Consider the following 17230-nt stretch of genomic DNA (forward strand, 5'->3'; position numbering starts at 1 on the left):
TTCGCCGCCATCGCGGCGGATCGCAGCCCTGAGAATGTTATGGATTACTTCACCCTCTTTGGCTTGCCTGCCCGTTATCAACTCGATACCCAGGCACTGAGCCTGCGTTTTCAGGATCTACAACGTCAGTATCATCCTGATAAATTCGCCAGCGGAAGCCAGGCGGAACAACTCGCCGCCGTACAGCAATCCGCAACCATTAACCAGGCATGGCAAACGCTGCGTCATCCATTGATGCGGGCAGAATACCTGCTTTCATTGCACGGTTTTGATCTCGCCAGCGAGCAGCATACTGTGCGCGACACCGCGTTCCTGATGGAACAGTTGGAACTGCGTGAAGAACTGGACGAGATCGAACAGGCGAAAGACGAAGCGCGGCTGGAAAGCTTTATCAAACGCGTTAAAAAGATGTTTGATACGCGCCATCAGTTGATGGTTGAACAGTTAGACAACGAGACGTGGGACGCGGCGGCGGATACCGTGCGTAAGCTGCGTTTTCTCGATAAACTGCGAAGCAGTGCCGAACAACTCGAAGAAAAACTGCTCGATTTTTAATTTCTGGAAGCTAAACATGGCCTTATTACAAATTAGTGAACCTGGTTTGAGTGCTGCGCCGCATCAGCGTCGTCTGGCGGCCGGTATCGACCTGGGCACAACCAACTCGCTGGTGGCGACAGTACGCAGCGGTCAGGCCGAAACGTTAGCCGACCATGAAGGCCGTCACCTGCTGCCGTCTGTTGTTCACTATCAACAGCAAGGGCATTCGGTGGGTTATGACGCGCGTACTAACGCAGCGTGTGACACCGCCAACACCATTAGTTCTGTTAAACGCCTGATGGGGCGCTCGCTGGCTGATATCCAGCAACGCTATCCACATCTGCCTTATCAATTCCAGGCCAGCGAAAACGGCCTGCCGATGATTGAAACGGCGGCGGGGCTGCTGAACCCGGTGCGCGTTTCTGCGGACATCCTCAAAGCACTGGCGGCGCGGGCAACTGAAGCCCTGGCAGGCGAGCTGGACGGTGTAGTTATCACCGTTCCGGCGTACTTTGACGATGCCCAGCGTCAGGGCACCAAAGACGCGGCGCGTCTGGCAGGGTTGCATGTTCTGCGCTTACTTAACGAACCGACCGCTGCGGCTATCGCCTACGGGCTGGATTCCGGTCAGGAAGGCGTGATCGCCGTTTATGACCTTGGCGGCGGGACTTTTGATATATCCATTCTGCGCTTAAGTCGCGGCGTGTTTGAAGTGCTGGCGACCGGCGGTGATTCCGCGCTCGGCGGCGATGATTTCGACCATCTGCTGGCGGATTACATTCGCGAGCAAGCGGGCATTCCTGATCGTAGCGATAACCGCGTTCAGCGTGAACTGCTGGATGCCGCCATTGCAGCCAAAATCGCGCTGAGCGATGCGGACTCTGTGACCGTTAACGTCGCGGGCTGGCAGGGCGAAATCAGCCGTGAACAATTCAACGAACTGATCGCACCGCTGGTAAAACGTACCTTGTTGGCCTGTCGTCGAGCACTGAAAGATGCAGGTGTTGAAGCTGATGAAGTGCTGGAAGTGGTGATGGTTGGCGGTTCTACTCGCGTGCCGCTGGTGCGTGAACGGGTAGGCGAATTTTTCGGTCGTCCGCCGCTGACTTCCATCGATCCGGATAAAGTCGTCGCTATTGGCGCGGCGATTCAGGCGGATATTCTGGTGGGTAACAAGCCGGACAGCGAAATGCTGTTGCTGGATGTGATCCCGCTGTCGCTGGGCCTCGAAACGATGGGCGGCCTGGTGGAGAAAGTGATTCCGCGTAATACCACTATTCCGGTGGCCCGCGCTCAGGATTTCACCACCTTTAAAGATGGTCAGACGGCGATGTCTATCCATGTAATGCAGGGTGAGCGCGAACTGGTGCAGGACTGCCGCTCGCTGGCGCGTTTTGCGCTGCGTGGTATCCCGGCGTTACCGGCTGGCGGCGCGCATATTCGCGTGACTTTCCAGGTCGATGCCGACGGTCTTTTAAGCGTGACGGCGATGGAAAAATCGACCGGCGTTGAGGCGTCTATTCAGGTCAAACCGTCTTATGGTCTGACCGACAGTGAAATCGCCTCGATGATCAAAGACTCAATGAGCTATGCCGAGCAGGACGTAAAGGCCCGTATGCTGGCAGAACAAAAAGTCGAAGCGGCGCGCGTGCTGGAAAGCCTGAATGGCGCGCTGGCCGCTGATGCCGCGCTGTTAAGCGCCGCAGAGCGTCAGGTCATTGACGATGCTGCCGCTCACCTGAGTGAAGTGGCGCAGGGCGATGACGTTGACGCCATCGAACAAGCGATTAAAAACGTAGACAAACAAACCCAGGATTTCGCCGCTCGCCGCATGGACCAGTCGGTTCGTCGTGCGCTGAAAGGCCATTCCGTGGACGAGGTTTAATATGCCAAAGATTGTTATTTTGCCTCATCAGGATCTCTGCCCTGATGGCGCTGTTCTGGAAGCGAATAGCGGTGAAACCATTCTCGACGTTGCGCTGCGTAACGGTATCGAGATTGAACACGCCTGTGAAAAATCCTGCGCTTGCACCACCTGCCACTGCATCGTGCGTGAAGGTTTTGACTCGCTGCCGGAAAGTTCTGAGCAGGAAGACGACATGCTGGACAAAGCCTGGGGACTGGAGCCGGAAAGCCGTTTAAGCTGCCAGGCGCGTGTCACTGACGAAGATTTAGTGGTCGAAATTCCGCGTTACACTATCAACCATGCGCGTGAGCATTAACAGAGGTTAGTATGGGACTTAAGTGGACCGATAGCCGCGAAATTGGCGAAGCACTGTACGATGCGTATCCCGATCTCGACCCGAAAACGGTTCGATTCACCGATATGCATCAGTGGATTTGCGAGCTGGAAGATTTCGACGACGACCCGCAGGCATCTAACGAGAAAATCCTCGAAGCGATTTTGTTAGTCTGGCTGGACGAAGCTGAGTGAATAAACGGGCTGCCTGGGGTAGCCCGTTTTGCTGTTAAACAAATAAGGATAACTAAAATGACAGAAGCGATGAAAATTACCCTCTCTACCCAACCTGCCGACGCGCGCTGGGGAGAAAAAGCGACTTACAGCATTAATAATGATGGCATTACCCTGCATTTGAACGGGGCTGACGATCCGGGCCTTATCCAACGTGCAGCGCGCAAAATTGACGGTCTGGGCATCAAACATGTTCAGCTAAGCGGTGAAGGCTGGGATGCGGATCGTTGTTGGGCATTCTGGCAAGGTTACAAAGCTCCGAAAGGCACGCGTAAAGTAGAGTGGCCGGATCTGGACGATGCCCAACGCCAGGAACTGGATAATCGTATAATGATCATCGACTGGGTGCGTGACACCATCAACGCACCGGCGGAAGAACTGGGGCCATCACAACTGGCACAGCGTGCTGTTGATCTGATCAGCAACGTCGCAGGCGATCGTGTGACTTATCGGATCACCAAAGGCGAAGATCTACGCGAACAAGGCTATATGGGGCTGCACACCGTCGGACGCGGTTCAGAACGTTCGCCGGTATTGCTGGCGCTGGATTACAACCCGACTGGCGATAAAGAAGCGCCAGTGTACGCGTGCCTGGTTGGTAAAGGCATCACCTTTGATTCCGGCGGCTACAGCATCAAACAGACCGCATTTATGGACTCGATGAAGTCGGACATGGGCGGCGCGGCAACGGTTACCGGGGCGCTGGCGTTTGCCATTACGCGCGGACTGAACAAGCGCGTGAAGCTGTTCCTCTGCTGTGCGGATAACCTGATCAGCGGCAACGCGTTCAAACTGGGCGATATTATTACCTATCGCAACGGTAAAAAAGTCGAAGTGATGAACACCGATGCCGAAGGGCGTCTGGTGCTGGCCGATGGCCTGATTGATGCCAGTGCGCAGAAACCGGAACTGATCATTGATGCGGCGACCCTCACCGGGGCGGCGAAAACTGCGCTGGGTAATGATTATCACGCGCTGTTCAGTTTTGACGATGCGCTTGCCGGTCGCTTGCTGGCGAGTGCCGCGCAGGAGAATGAACCGTTCTGGCGTCTGCCGCTGGCGGAGTTCCACCGCAGCCAGCTGCCGTCTAACTTTGCGGAACTGAACAATACCGGAAGCGCGGCGTATCCGGCAGGCGCGAGCACGGCGGCGGGCTTCCTGTCGCACTTTGTTGAGAACTATCAGCAAGGCTGGCTGCATATCGACTGCTCGGCGACTTACCGTAAATCGCCGGTTGAACAGTGGTCTGCGGGCGCGACCGGGCTAGGTGTGCGCACGATTGCTAATCTGTTAACGGCGTAAACTAATATGCCGGATGCGGCGTAAACGCCTTATCCGGCCTACAAATTGCGAAAATCCAATAGATTGCGACTCCCTTGTAGGCCTGATAAGCGTGGCGCATCAGGCACTTGTGCCCCGAACGTTGAATGAATTGTGGTTCTTATGTCCGAAACAAAAAACGAACTTGAAGACCTGCTGGAAAAAGCAGCAACCGAACCGGCGCACCGCCCGGCCTTTTTCCGTACTCTACTGGAATCCACCGTCTGGGTGCCGGGTACGGCGGCGCAGGGCGAGGCTGTGGTTGAAGATAGCGCGCTTGATTTACAGCACTGGGAAAAAGAAGACGGCACCAGCGTCATTCCTTTTTTTACCTCGTTAGAAGCACTTCAACAGGCGGTTGAAGACGAACAGGCATTTGTCGTAATGCCCGTTCGCACATTGTTTGAGATGACCCTTGGCGAAACGCTCTTCCTTAATGCCAAACTGCCAACCGGTAAAGAATTTATGCCGCGTGAAATCAGTTTGTTGATTGGTGAAGAAGGAAATCCGCTGAGCAGCCAGGAAGTACTGGAGGGCGGTGAATCGCTGATATTATCGGAAGTCGCAGAGCCACCAGCACAAATGATTGATTCACTCACCACCTTATTTAAAACTATTAAGCCGGTGAAGCGTGCTTTTATTTGTTTAATTAAAGAGAGCGAAGAGGCACAGCCTAATTTACTTATTGGCATTGAAGCCGATGGTGATATCGAAGAAATTATTCAGGCGGCGGGAAGTGTAGCGACCGATACATTACCTGGCGATGAACCAATCGATATTTGTCAGGTGAAAAAAGGGGAAAAAGGAATTAGCCACTTTATTACCGAACATATTGTGCCATTCTATGAACGTCGCTGGGGTGGTTTTTTGCGTGACTTTAAACAGAACCGGATAATCTAAAATATGCCGCCCCAAAGGGCGGCATTCGGGCTTACTTGCTGCTCTGAAGGATGTTAGCCACCAGTAAATTATTACCAGAGAGACTCCGGTTATTATTTACTTCGGAAAACAGCGCACCAGAAACAATAAGTACGATACAAAAGCACCGTATCTTCATTGTGCGGTCCATGCGAAGACCGCATCACGACAGCACCACTGGCGATATTGCCGCGATAGCAAGCACTGAGACGCGCTTGCCCTAACGGTCGCGGAACATCCTTTCCTTAAGCCAGCGCCCGCTTGCGAGACGGCGGAAAGGGCCGCAGTGGATAATACACTAACAGAACAATAATAACTCTCTTTTGCTTGACAAAAAGAGAGTTACTGGCGAGTATTGTCTCCGCTGAGACGCGCTTGCATTACTACGGTAATACAACCTGCTGGAAAGGCCGCGAACCAAACCGGCAACAAATAACCGCCTGATTTTGGCGGTTTTTTGTTGCCTGTAGAAAGCTTATTTCACTGGCTCGACCGGTAAATCTGCTCGCGCCCCCCATTCACTCCATGCGCCGTCGTACAGTTTCACGTTTGGCACATCCAGCGTAGCAAGTGCCAGCAACACAACGGCGGCCGTTACACCAGAGCCGCAGCTGACAATAATCGGTTTGTCATAGCTGATACCGTAACCAAAAAATATCGCATCGAGTTCATCTGTCGTCTTCAGTTCACCTTCACGCACCAGCTCCGTCCAGGGAACATTTAGCGCACCAGGAATATGCCCGCGACGTAAACCAGGGCGAGGTTCATCAATTTCAGCGTTAAAACGCGCAGCTGGACGGGCATCAATAATTTGTGCCGTTTTTTCATGGCTTGCCAGCAATACATCGGTTACTTTCACCACGGCTTCCGGGTTAAAGGCGGTGTTAAACTCTCCTTCTGGCAGTTCTACTTCGCCTTCTTCTAACAGCAGGTCATCACGCTGCCAGCCCGCCAGTCCACCACCAAGAATCGACACTTTCTCCACGCCAAAGGTGCGCAGCATCCACCATGCTCGCGGGGCTGAGAAAAGATTACCTTCGTCATAGACAATCAGATGTTTGTCCTGATTAACACCTAACTCACGCATCGCTACGGCGAACGTTTCCGGGCGCGGCAGCATGTGCGGAAACGGGGAGGTGTGATCGGAAAGAGCTTCGATATCGAAAAATACTGCGCCGGGGATATGCCCATTGAGATACTCCTGGGCAACGTTACGATCTTCCTGTCCGGGCGGTGCCATGCGGGCATCAATAATCTGAATTTCAGGATCATCAATATGTTCGGCGAGCCAGTCGGCTCCTACAAACCATGTCGTGGACATAGGCATCTCCATTTTTGCCGGGGTAGGCTAAATTGTCGGACGTTTAGTGAAAAGCGACAAGCAAAAGAGGCTGATTTGGCTGCCTGAGCCACATTTATCACCAAAATTCAGATTCTGTGGACGTGATACTGAATTACATAACGCTAATTCTCACGCATAATAATTATTCGACGTTGCTAACGGGCCATTGTGGCAGGGATGATAAATGAAAAAGTTACGCATAGCCGCCTGCATGTTAATGCTGGCGCTGGCAGGGTGCGACAACAACGATAACGCGCCAACAGCGGTTAAAAAAGATACCCCTTCTGAAGCTGCTAAAGGTACATCTTCGGAAAACGCGAGTTCTGCAAAACTCTCTGCACCGGAGAGGCAAAAGCTGGCACAACAGAGTGCCGGTAAGACACTGACATTGCTTGATCTCTCTGAGGTTCAACTCGATGGTGCAGCCACGCTGGTGCTGACTTTCTCTATCCCCCTCGACCCGGATCAGGATTTCTCGCGTGTTGTTCATGTCGTCGATAAAAAGAGCGGTAAAGTGGATGGTGCCTGGGAGCTGTCAGATAATCTTAAAGAGCTGCGTTTACGCCACCTCGAACCTAAACGTGATTTGATCGTGACTATTGGGCAGGAAATGAAGGCGCTCAATAACGCAACCTTCAGTAAAGATTACGAAAAAACGATCACCACCCGCGATATTCAACCCAGCGTCGGTTTTGCCAGCCGTGGTTCACTGCTGCCTGGAAAAGTCGTTGAAGGGCTGCCGGTAATGGCGCTCAACGTTAACAATGTCGATGTTAACTTCTTCCGTGTTAAACCCGAATCTCTGCCAGCATTCATTAGCCAATGGGAATACCGCAATTCGCTGGCGAACTGGCAGTCAGACAAACTCCTGCAGATGGCGGATCTTGTTTACACCGGACGTTTTGATCTCAATCCTGCGCGTAATACCCGTGAAAAATTATTGCTGCCGCTGGGCGATATCAAACCGCTTCAGCAGGCGGGCGTGTATCTTGCTGTGATGAATCAGGCTGGACGTTACGATTACAGTAATCCCGCGACGCTGTTTACGTTAAGTGATATCGGCATTTCAGCTCACCGTTATCACAATCGTCTGGATATCTTTACCCAAAGCCTGGAAAACGGCGCGGCTCAGCAAGGAATTGAAGTTTCGTTATTAAATGAGAAAGGGCAGATTCTGACTCAGGCGACCAGTGATGCACAGGGTCATGTACAGCTGGAAAACGATAAAAACGCGGCATTACTGCTGGCACGTAAAGATGGTCAGACAACGCTGCTCGATTTAAAACTTCCGGCGCTGGACTTAGCGGAATTTAACATTGCAGGTGCACCGGGTTATAGCAAACAGTTCTTTATGTTTGGTCCGCGCGATCTTTATCGCCCGGGTGAAACAGTAATCCTCAATGGATTACTGCGTGATGCAGACGGTAAAACATTGCCCGATCAACCCATCAAGTTAGACGTGATTAAACCCGACGGGCAGGTACTGCGTAGTGTCGTTAGTCAGCCGGAGAATGGCCTCTATCGCTTTAACTGGCAACTGGATAGCAGTGCGGCAACCGGCATGTGGCATATTCGCGCTAACACTGGCGATAACCAGTATCGGATGTGGGATTTCCACGTCGAAGATTTTATGCCAGAGCGCATGGCGTTGAATCTGACTGGCGAGAAAACCCCGTTAGCGCCGAAAGATGAAGTGAAATTCTCCGTAGTGGGTTACTACCTTTATGGTGCGCCCGCGAACGGCAACACATTACAAGGGCAGCTTTTCCTGCGCCCTCTGCGTGAAGCGGTTTCTGCATTACCCGGCTTCGAATTTGGCGATATCGCTGCCGAAAACCTTTCCCGCACGCTGGATGAAGTTCAGTTGACGCTGGATGATAAAGGGCGCGGCGAAGTATCTACAGAAAGCCAGTGGAAGGAAACGCATTCCCCATTGCAGGTTATTCTCCAGGGGAGTTTGCTGGAATCGGGTGGTCGCCCGGTGACGCGCCGTGCTGAACAGGCTATTTGGCCTGCCGATGCATTGCCGGGGATCCGCCCGCAGTTCGCCTCGAAATCGGTTTACAATTACCGTACTGACACGACTGTAAAACAACCCATTGTTGATGAAGGCAGCAACGCCGCTTTTGATATCGTTTATAGCGATGCGCAGGGCGTGAAAAAAGCCGTGTCGGGCTTGCAGGTGCGTCTGATTCGCGAACGCCGTGATTACTTCTGGAACTGGTCAGAAGATGAAGGCTGGCAGTCTCAGTTTGATCAAAAAGATCTGATCGAAAATGAACAAACGCTGGATCTTCAGGCGGATGAAACCGGTAAGGTCAGTTTTCCGGTAGAGTGGGGCGCTTATCGTCTGGAAGTCAAAGCGCCGAATGAAGCGGTCAGTAGTGTGCGTTTCTGGGCTGGCTATAGCTGGCAGGACAACAGCGACGGTGGCGGTGCGGTGCGTCCAGATCGCGTCACGATGAAACTGGATAAAGCCAGTTATCGCCCTGGCGATACCATTAAGTTGCATATTGCCGCGCCAACGGCGGGTAAAGGCTACGCGATGGTTGAGTCCAGTGAAGGGCCGCTGTGGTGGCAAGAGATTGATGTTCCGGCTCAAGGGCTGGATCTGACGATTCCGGTCGATAAAACCTGGAATCGTCATGATCTTTATTTGAGTACGCTGGTGGTGCGTCCAGGCGATAAATCTCGCTCCGCGACGCCAAAACGTGCGGTTGGTGTGTTGCATTTGCCGCTTGGCGATGAAAACCGTCGTCTTGATCTGGCGCTGGAAACACCGGCAAAAATGCGCCCCAATCAGCCATTAACTGTGAAAATCAAAGCCAGCAATAAAAATGGTGAGATGCCAAAACAGGTGAATGTGCTGGTGTCTGCCGTTGATAGCGGTGTGTTGAATATTACTGATTACGTTACGCCAGATCCGTGGCAGGGGTTCTTCGGTCAGAAACGCTATGGCGCAGACATATACGATATTTACGGTCAGGTCATTGAAGGACAGGGACGCCTGGCAGCACTGCGTTTTGGTGGCGATGGCGATGAACTGAAACGTGGTGGTAAGCCACCGGTCAATCACGTCAATATTGTCGCGCAACAGGCACAGCCGGTAACGCTCAACGAACAGGGCGAAGGTACGGTTACACTGCCGATTGGCGATTTTAACGGTGAATTGCGCGTCATGGCGCAAGCCTGGACGGCAGATGACTTCGGCAGCAACGAAAGCAAAGTGATTGTTGCTGCACCGGTGATAGCCGAACTGAACATGCCGCGCTTTATGGCGAGTGGCGACACTTCGCGTCTGACGCTGGATATCACTAATCTTACTGATAAACCGCAAAAACTGAACGTTGCCCTGACCGCCAGCGGCTTGGTTGAACTGGTAAGCGATTCACCCGCACCAGTTGAATTAGCGCCAGGCGTGCGAACCACGCTGTTTATCCCGGTGCGAGCATTGCCGGGTTATGGCGATGGTGAAATTCAGGCGACTATCAGTGGCCTTAATTTGCCAGGAGAAACCGTTGCCGATCAGCATAAGCAGTGGAAAATTGGCGTCCGTCCGGCATTCCCGGCACAAACAGTCAATTATGGTACGGTGTTGCAGCCTGGTGAAACATGGGCGATTCCGGCTGGCGGACTGCAAAACTTCTCGCCTGTTACGCTGGAAGGGCAATTGTTGTTGAGCGGCAAGCCACCGCTGAACATTGCACGTTATATCAAAGAGTTAAAAGCATATCCGTACGGCTGTCTGGAGCAAACCACCAGCGGCCTGTTCCCGTCGCTCTATACCAATGCAGCCCAGCTACAGGCGTTGGGCATCAAAGGCGACAGTGATGATAAACGCCGTGCGGCAGTTGATATTGGCATTTCCCGCTTGCTGCAAATGCAACGCGATAATGGCGGTTTTGCGCTATGGGATAAATACAGCGACGAAGAGTACTGGCTGACGGCTTATGTGATGGATTTCCTGGTTCGCGCAGGTGAGCAGGGTTACAGCGTGCCGACAGAAGCCATTAACCAAGGGAATGAGCGTCTGCTGCGCTATTTACAAGATCCGGGCATGATGTCGATCCCGTACGCCGATAATCTCAAAGCCAGTAAATTCGCCGTACAGTCTTACGCTGCGCTGGTACTGGCTCGTCAGCAAAAGGCTCCGCTGGGTGCGCTGCGTGAAATCTGGGAGCATCGTGCAGATGCCGCTTCTGGTTTACCGCTGCTGCAACTTGGCGTTGCGCTGAAAACCATGGGTGATGCGACGCGTGGTGAAGAAGCGATTGCGCTGGCGCTGAAAACGCCGCGTAATGATGAGCGGAAATGGCTGGGCGATTACGGTAGCCCACTGCGCGACAACGCGTTAATGCTCTCCTTGCTGGAAGAAAATAAACTGCTACCAGATGAGCAGTACACTTTGCTGAACACGCTTTCGCAGCAGGCGTTTGGTGAACGCTGGCTATCGACGCAGGAAAGTAACTCGTTGTTCCTGGCTGCCCGTACGATTCAGGATTTACCGGGTAAATGGCAGGCGCAAACCTCTTTCTCATCTGAGCCGCTGACAGGCGAGAAAGCGCAAAACAGCAATCTGAATAGCGATCAACTTGCAACTTTGCAGGTAACTAACAGTGGCTCCCAGCCGTTATGGCTGCGTGTGGATGCCAGCGGTTATCCGCAATCCGCACCTTTACCGGCGAACAATGTGCTGCAAATCGAGCGTCATATTCTTGGTACTGACGGTAAGAGCAAATCGCTGGACTCGTTACGTAGCGGTGATTTGGTACTGGTCTGGTTGCAGGTAAAAGCCAGTAACAGCGTGCCAGATGCGCTGGTGGTTGATTTGCTGCCAGCGGGTCTGGAGCTGGAAAACCAGAACCTGGCTAACGGCAACGCCAGTCTGGAGCAAAGTGGTAGCGAAGTGCAAAACCTGCTTAATCAAATGCAGCAGGCGAGCATTAAGCACATTGAGTTTCGTGATGATCGCTTTGTGGCGGCGGTTGCCGTTGATGAATACCAGCCGGTTACGCTGGTATATCTGGCGCGGGCGGTGACGCCGGGAACGTATCAGGTGCCGCAGCCGATGGTGGAATCGATGTATGTTCCTCAATGGCGGGCGACCGGCGCGGCTGAAGATCTGTTGATTGTCAGACCGTAAATGCCTCGTCTGTTAAGTAAACGCGGCTGCTGGATAACGCTGGCAGCCGCGCCCTTTATTATCATTCTGGCGGCGTGGGGAGCAGATAAACTCTGGCCTCTGCCGCTGCATGAAGTCAATCCCGCACGTGTGGTCGTGGCGCAGGATGGTACGCCGCTCTGGCGTTTCGCCGATGCTGACGGTATCTGGCGTTATCCCGTGACTATCGAAGATGTTTCTCCGCGTTATCTTGAAGCACTGATCAATTACGAAGATCGCTGGTTCTGGAAGCATCCAGGCGTAAACCCGTTCTCGGTGGCGCGCGCTGCCTGGCAGGATCTGACTTCTGGTCGAGTTATCTCCGGCGGGAGCACGCTCACTATGCAGGTTGCTCGTCTGCTTGATCCTCACCCCAAAACGTTTGGCGGTAAAATTCGCCAGCTCTGGCGCGCGTTTCAACTGGAGTGGCATCTGTCTAAACGTGACATTCTGACCCTGTATCTTAACCGCGCTCCGTTTGGCGGTACGTTGCAGGGGATAGGTGCGGCAAGCTGGGCTTACCTCGGAAAAGCGCCTGCGAATTTAAGCTATTCCGAGGCGGCGATGCTGGCTGTTTTGCCGCAAGCGCCCAGCCGTCTTCGCCCGGATCGCTGGCCGGAACGTGCCGAAGCCGCGCGTAATAAAGTGCTCGAACGGATGGCTGCGCAAGGTGTGTGGTCCCGTGAGCAGGTAAAAGAGTCAAGGGAAGAACCCATCTGGCTGGCACCCCGACAAATGCCGCAACTGGCACCGCTGTTTTCGCGCATGATGCTCGGTAAAAGCAAAAGCGACAAAATCGTTACTACGCTGGATGCCGGCCTTCAGAGGAGTCTGGAAGAACTGGCACAAAACTGGAAAGGACGATTGCCGCCGCGCAGCTCGCTGGCGATGATCGTGGTTGATCATACTGATATGCGCGTTCGCGGTTGGGTGGGATCGGTCGATCTCAATGATGATTCACGCTTTGGCCATGTCGATATGGTTAGTGCGATCCGATCGCCAGGATCGGTGCTCAAACCGTTTGTTTATGGTCTGGCGCTGGATGAGGGATTGCTCCATCCGGCATCGCTGTTGCAAGACGTTCCCCGACGCACCGGTGATTACCGACCTGGTAATTTTGACAGCGGTTTTCATGGCCCAATCAGCATGAGTGAGGCCCTGGTACGCTCGCTGAACTTACCTGCCGTGCAGGTGCTGGAAGCCTATGGCCCGAAACGGTTTGCGGCAAAATTACGCAATGTTGGATTGCCGTTGTACCTGCCCAACGGTGCTGCGCCGAACCTTTCGCTGATCCTCGGCGGCGCAGGTGCAAAACTGGAAGATATAGCGGCAGCGTATACCGCGTTTGCTCGCCACGGCAAGGCAGGCAAATTGCGCTTACAGCCTGACGATCCCCTGCTTGAACGCCCCTTAATGTCGCCGGGCGCCGCGTGGATCATTCGCCGGATCATGGCTGATGAAGCGCAGCCCCTGCCGGACGGCGCCTTGCCGCGCGTTGTACCACTGGCGTGGAAAACAGGAACCAGTTATGGATATCGCGATGCATGGGCGATAGGTGTAAATGCTCGCTATGTGATAGGAATATGGACTGGCAGGCCGGATGGCACGCCCGTTGTCGGTCAGTTTGGTTTTGCCAGCGCCGTACCGTTGATGAATCAGGTCAATAATATCTTACTGTCACGCAGTGCAAATCTGCCGGAAGATCCGCGCCCGAACTCCGTCACTCGTGGTGTTATCTGTTGGCCAGGTGGGCAGTCTTTGCCCGTGGGTGACAGTAATTGCCGTCGTCGTCTGGCAACCTGGTTATTGGATGGAAGCCAGCCGCCAACCCTGTTACTGCCAGAGCAAGAAGGGATTAATGGCATCCGCTTTCCCATCTGGCTGGATGAAAATGGCAAACGCGTCGCCGCCGATTGCCCACAGGCGCGACAAGAAATGATGAATGTCTGGCCACTACCGCTGGAACCCTGGCTGCCCGCATCGGAACGCCGTGCCGCACGCTTGCCAGCGGTCTCGACAATTTGCCCACCGTATGGTCACGACGCCCAACTCCCGCTGCAACTGACTGGCATCCGTGATGGCGCCATTATCAAGCGTTTACCTGGTGCGGCGGAAGCGACTTTGCCGGTGCAATCCAGCGGTGGTGCCGGAGAACGCTGGTGGTTTCTGAATGGCGAACCGTTAGCTGAACGTGGGCGCAGTGTGACTCTGCATTTAACGGAAAAAGGCGATTATCAATTGCTGGTAATGGATGAAGTGGGGCAGGTAGCGACAGTGAGATTTGTTATGCAATAGTCTGTTTCCACCATGTTTGTTGCTTAAACTAGGTTTATTTTAAAAAAATGTTACCTTCGTCAATGGTCAACGGCTCTGTTGCTCATTATAATCCGCGCCATCTCGTACGCTGGTACAGACAACAACAGAATAATTTACAGAGGTAAAAATGGCTATTGAACGTACTTTTTCCATCATCAAACCGAACGCGGTAGCAAAAAACGTCATTGGTAATATCTTTGCGCGCTTTGAAGCTGCAGGGTTCAAAATTGTCGGCACCAAAATGCTGCACCTGACCGTTGAACAGGCTCGTGGCTTTTATGCTGAACACGATGGGAAACCGTTCTTTGATGGTCTGGTTGAGTTCATGACCTCTGGTCCGATCGTCGTTTCCGTGCTGGAAGGTGAAAACGCCGTTCAGCGTCACCGCGATCTGCTGGGCGCGACCAACCCGGCGAACGCTCTGGCGGGAACTCTGCGCGCAGACTACGCTGACAGCCTGACCGAAAACGGCACACATGGCTCTGATTCCGTAGAATCTGCCGCTCGCGAAATCGCCTACTTCTTCGGTGAAGGCGAAGTGTGCCCGCGCACTCGTTAATAATTTCGTAAATGCCGCGTGCAAACGTGGCATCCGTGCGCCAGAATTTGTACAATGCAGCGCCCCCGGACGAGCAGCCGCTCACCGGGGCGTTTCTTTTTTCAACCCTCCAGGGGCCATAACGTGTAATAACGAGGCCGGAATAGCATATGTCTGAACAATTAGTCACACCTGAAAACGTCACCACGAAAGATGGAAAAATCAACCTGCTGGATCTCAACCGTCAGCAGATGCGGGAGTTTTTTAAAGATTTAGGTGAAAAACCCTTCCGCGCCGATCAGGTGATGAAGTGGATGTATCACTATTGCTGCGACAACTTTGATGAGATGACCGACATCAACAAAGTGTTGCGTGGCAAACTGAAAGAGGTGGCGGAAATCCGCGCACCGGAAGTGGTTGAAGAACAGCGTTCATCTGACGGCACCATTAAATGGGCGATCGCCGTTGGCGATCAGCGCGTCGAAACGGTGTATATCCCGGAAGACGACCGTGCCACGCTCTGCGTCTCTTCGCAGGTGGGGTGTGCGCTGGAGTGTAAATTCTGTTCCACCGCCCAGCAGGGCTTTAACCGCAACCTGCGGGTGTCGGAAATTATCGGCCAGGTGTGGCGTGCGGCGAAAATCGTCGGCGCAGCAAAAGTCACCGGTCAGCGTCCGATCACTAACGTAGTGATGATGGGTATGGGCGAGCCGCTGCTCAACCTGAACAATGTCGTTCCGGCGATGGAAATCATGCTTGATGATTTCGGTTTTGGCCTGTCTAAACGTCGCGTGACGCTTTCCACTTCCGGTGTAGTTCCGGCGCTGGATAAACTGGGCGATATGATTGACGTTGCACTGGCAATTTCCCTGCACGCGCCGAACGACGAAATTCGTGACGAAATTGTACCAATCAACAAAAAGTACAATATCGAAACGTTCCTTGCTGCAGTGCGCCGTTATCTGGAGAAATCCAATGCGAACCAGGGGCGCGTCACTATCGAGTACGTGATGCTTGACCACGTTAACGATGGCACTGAACATGCGCACCAACTGGCTGAACTGCTGAAAGATACGCCGTGTAAGATTAACCTGATCCCATGGAACCCGTTCCCCGGCGCGCCGTATGGACGCAGTTCGAACAGCCGTATCGACCGTTTCTCAAAAGTGCTGATGAGCTACGGTTTCACCACCATTGTGCGTAAAACTCGTGGTGATGATATCGACGCCGCCTGTGGTCAGCTGGCAGGTGATGTCATTGACCGTACTAAACGTACTCTGCGTAAACGGATGCAGGGTGAAGCTATCGACATTAAAACGGTCTGATAGTTATTACGCCACGGTTACTTTATGTACCGTGGCGTAATGTTTTATGAATGTAGCATTAAGTTGCAATTGTCTGATCAATATTAACGGTGCGTTTTTGCTGACTTTAAGGCAGTATGTAACGATGCAACAGTAAGTTAGCTTTGATTCATGTGGGCTTTGTCACGAGCACACAGACAGTCTTATACTGTATGATAAAGGTTAACTTTACGGATGTTTCGCGGTGTGGGTGGGCGTGATGGTTCACCGGCATCCCAATTCTCTTTTAAACGTACCTGCAGCGAATGAATACTGAAGCCACGCACGACCAAAATGAAGCACTTACCACCGGCGCTCGCTTGCGTAATGCCCGTGAACAACTTGGACTTAGCCAGCAAGCCGTTGCCGAACGACTTTGTTTGAAGGTTTCCACGGTACGCGACATTGAAGAAGATAAGGCGCCAGCCGATCTTGCTTCAACATTCTTGCGCGGGTATATCCGCTCTTATGCGCGTCTGGTTCATATTCCGGAAGAAGAACTGCTGCCGGGACTGGAAAAGCAGGCACCACTGCGGGCGGCAAAAGTTGCGCCAATGCAGAGTTTTTCCCTCGGCAAACGCCGCAAAAAACGCGATGGCTGGCTGATGACTTTCACCTGGCTGGTGCTGTTTGTGGTGATTGGCCTGAGCGGCGCCTGGTGGTGGCAGGATCACAAAGCCCAGCAGGAAGAGATCAGCACTATGGCTGATCAATCCACTGCGGAGCTGAATAATAACCAGAGCCAGAGTGTACCGTTAGATACGTCTGCTACCGAAACCCAGACGACTACATCGCCTGCGGCTGTAGATACCACCGCCACGAACACGCAAACGCCAGCCGTGACGACGCCAGCACCCGCTGTAGCGCCGCAGCAGGACGCAGTTGTTCCTCCTTCACAGGCAAATGTTGATATCGCGGCTACTACACCAGCGGCTCCGGTCGCAACAACAACGCCAGATGGCGCAGCGCCGTTGCCAATCGATCAGGCTGGCGTGACCACTCCAGCGGCTGATCCTAATGCGCTGGTGATGAACTTTACTGCTGATTGCTGGCTGGAAGTCACCGATTCTACCGGCAAAAAACTGTTTAGCGGGATGCAGCGTAAAGGCGGTAATTTGAATTTAAGCGGTCAGGCACCGTATAAACTGAAAATTGGTGCCCCAGCTGCAGTGCAGATCCAGTATCAAGGGAAACCTGTCGATCTGAGTCGTTTTATCAGAACTAACCAGGTTGCGCGTCTGACCCTCAATGCCGAACAATCACCGGCGCAGTAACAGACGGG

General features: G+C 53.2%; 13 protein-coding genes. 11 read left to right on the forward strand and 2 right to left on the reverse strand.

Annotated elements, in window-relative coordinates; all coding sequences use genetic code 11:
- Positions 1–39 precede the first annotated feature (39 nt).
- The 6 genes from hscB to sseB all read left to right on the forward strand — a co-directional run bounded on the left by hscB (position 40) and on the right by sseB (position 5230).
- Positions 40–555, forward strand: a complete 516-nt coding sequence (gene hscB, locus LG381_RS10265; RefSeq protein ID WP_000384413.1) for a co-chaperone HscB — start codon at positions 40–42, stop codon at positions 553–555.
- Between the two features lie 16 nt (positions 556–571).
- Positions 572–2422, forward strand: a complete 1851-nt coding sequence (gene hscA, locus LG381_RS10270) for a Fe-S protein assembly chaperone HscA (RefSeq protein ID WP_001196584.1) — start codon at positions 572–574, stop codon at positions 2420–2422.
- A gap of 1 nt (position 2423) precedes the next feature.
- The gene (fdx, locus tag LG381_RS10275) at positions 2424–2759 is read left to right on the forward strand and encodes an ISC system 2Fe-2S type ferredoxin (RefSeq protein WP_001124471.1); all 336 of its coding nucleotides are present in this window, start codon (positions 2424–2426) and stop codon (positions 2757–2759) included.
- 11 nt (positions 2760–2770) lie between these two features.
- Positions 2771–2971 carry a Fe-S cluster assembly protein IscX gene (gene iscX, locus LG381_RS10280; RefSeq protein ID WP_000523619.1) on the forward strand — a complete coding sequence of 67 codons (201 nt, stop codon included), beginning with the start codon at positions 2771–2773 and terminating at the stop codon, positions 2969–2971.
- Positions 2972–3028: 57 nt separating this feature from the next.
- Complete coding sequence (gene pepB, locus LG381_RS10285; protein WP_225762374.1) at positions 3029–4312, forward strand: aminopeptidase PepB; 1284 nt, start codon at positions 3029–3031, stop codon at positions 4310–4312.
- 141 nt (positions 4313–4453) lie between these two features.
- A complete protein-coding gene (gene sseB / locus LG381_RS10290) occupies positions 4454–5230 on the forward strand; it encodes an enhanced serine sensitivity protein SseB (protein WP_065227411.1) in 777 nt (258 codons plus the stop codon).
- A gap of 31 nt (positions 5231–5261) precedes the next feature.
- On the opposite strand, the gene timP is transcribed toward sseB, so the two are convergent.
- Both timP and sseA read right to left on the reverse strand, forming a co-directional pair.
- Positions 5262–5387 (reverse strand): small toxic inner membrane protein TimP, encoded by a 126-nt coding sequence (timP, locus tag LG381_RS22345; protein WP_249940739.1) that lies wholly within the window; start codon positions 5385–5387, stop codon positions 5262–5264.
- A gap of 336 nt (positions 5388–5723) precedes the next feature.
- Positions 5724–6569: a 3-mercaptopyruvate sulfurtransferase gene (sseA, locus tag LG381_RS10295; protein WP_000108601.1), complete on the reverse strand. Its 846-nt coding sequence runs from the start codon at positions 6567–6569 to the stop codon at positions 5724–5726.
- A 205-nt stretch (positions 6570–6774) separates the two neighbouring features.
- Between sseA and yfhM the strand changes: the two genes are divergently transcribed.
- The 5 genes from yfhM (at position 6775) to rodZ (ending at position 17222) form a co-directional block, all read left to right on the forward strand.
- Positions 6775–11733, forward strand: coding sequence for an alpha2-macroglobulin (gene yfhM / locus LG381_RS10300; RefSeq protein WP_225762375.1), 4959 nt, complete (start codon positions 6775–6777; stop codon positions 11731–11733).
- On the forward strand, positions 11734–14046 hold the full coding sequence (gene pbpC, locus LG381_RS10305) for a peptidoglycan glycosyltransferase PbpC (RefSeq protein WP_225762376.1): 2313 nt from the start codon (positions 11734–11736) through the stop codon (positions 14044–14046).
- A 148-nt stretch (positions 14047–14194) separates the two neighbouring features.
- On the forward strand, positions 14195–14626 hold the full coding sequence (gene ndk / locus LG381_RS10310) for a nucleoside-diphosphate kinase (protein WP_000963837.1): 432 nt from the start codon (positions 14195–14197) through the stop codon (positions 14624–14626).
- A gap of 149 nt (positions 14627–14775) precedes the next feature.
- Positions 14776–15930 (forward strand): bifunctional tRNA (adenosine(37)-C2)-methyltransferase TrmG/ribosomal RNA large subunit methyltransferase RlmN, encoded by a 1155-nt coding sequence (locus tag LG381_RS10315; protein WP_000003318.1) that lies wholly within the window; start codon positions 14776–14778, stop codon positions 15928–15930.
- 284 nt (positions 15931–16214) lie between these two features.
- Positions 16215–17222 carry a cytoskeleton protein RodZ gene (rodZ, locus tag LG381_RS10320; RefSeq protein WP_032225953.1) on the forward strand — a complete coding sequence of 336 codons (1008 nt, stop codon included), beginning with the start codon at positions 16215–16217 and terminating at the stop codon, positions 17220–17222.
- Positions 17223–17230 lie beyond the last annotated feature (8 nt).

Source organism: Escherichia sp. Marseille-Q3837, assembly GCF_916618735.1.
Lineage (GTDB): Bacteria > Pseudomonadota > Gammaproteobacteria > Enterobacterales > Enterobacteriaceae > Escherichia > Escherichia ruysiae.

Excerpts from the sequence above, each read along its gene's own strand:
- hscB (WP_000384413.1), top strand. The coding sequence starts at position 40 with ATGGATTACTTCACCCTCTTTGGCTTGCCTGCCCGTTATCAACTCGAT.
- hscA (WP_001196584.1), top strand. The coding sequence starts at position 572 with ATGGCCTTATTACAAATTAGTGAACCTGGTTTGAGTGCTGCGCCGCAT.
- fdx (WP_001124471.1), top strand. The coding sequence starts at position 2,424 with ATGCCAAAGATTGTTATTTTGCCTCATCAGGATCTCTGCCCTGATGGC.
- iscX (WP_000523619.1), top strand. The coding sequence starts at position 2,771 with ATGGGACTTAAGTGGACCGATAGCCGCGAAATTGGCGAAGCACTGTAC.
- pepB (WP_225762374.1), top strand. The coding sequence starts at position 3,029 with ATGACAGAAGCGATGAAAATTACCCTCTCTACCCAACCTGCCGACGCG.
- sseB (WP_065227411.1), top strand. The coding sequence starts at position 4,454 with ATGTCCGAAACAAAAAACGAACTTGAAGACCTGCTGGAAAAAGCAGCA.
- timP (WP_249940739.1), bottom strand. The coding sequence starts at position 5,387 with ATGAAGATACGGTGCTTTTGTATCGTACTTATTGTTTCTGGTGCGCTG.
- sseA (WP_000108601.1), bottom strand. The coding sequence starts at position 6,569 with ATGTCCACGACATGGTTTGTAGGAGCCGACTGGCTCGCCGAACATATT.
- yfhM (WP_225762375.1), top strand. The coding sequence starts at position 6,775 with ATGAAAAAGTTACGCATAGCCGCCTGCATGTTAATGCTGGCGCTGGCA.
- pbpC (WP_225762376.1), top strand. The coding sequence starts at position 11,734 with ATGCCTCGTCTGTTAAGTAAACGCGGCTGCTGGATAACGCTGGCAGCC.
- ndk (WP_000963837.1), top strand. The coding sequence starts at position 14,195 with ATGGCTATTGAACGTACTTTTTCCATCATCAAACCGAACGCGGTAGCA.
- LG381_RS10315 (WP_000003318.1), top strand. The coding sequence starts at position 14,776 with ATGTCTGAACAATTAGTCACACCTGAAAACGTCACCACGAAAGATGGA.
- rodZ (WP_032225953.1), top strand. The coding sequence starts at position 16,215 with ATGAATACTGAAGCCACGCACGACCAAAATGAAGCACTTACCACCGGC.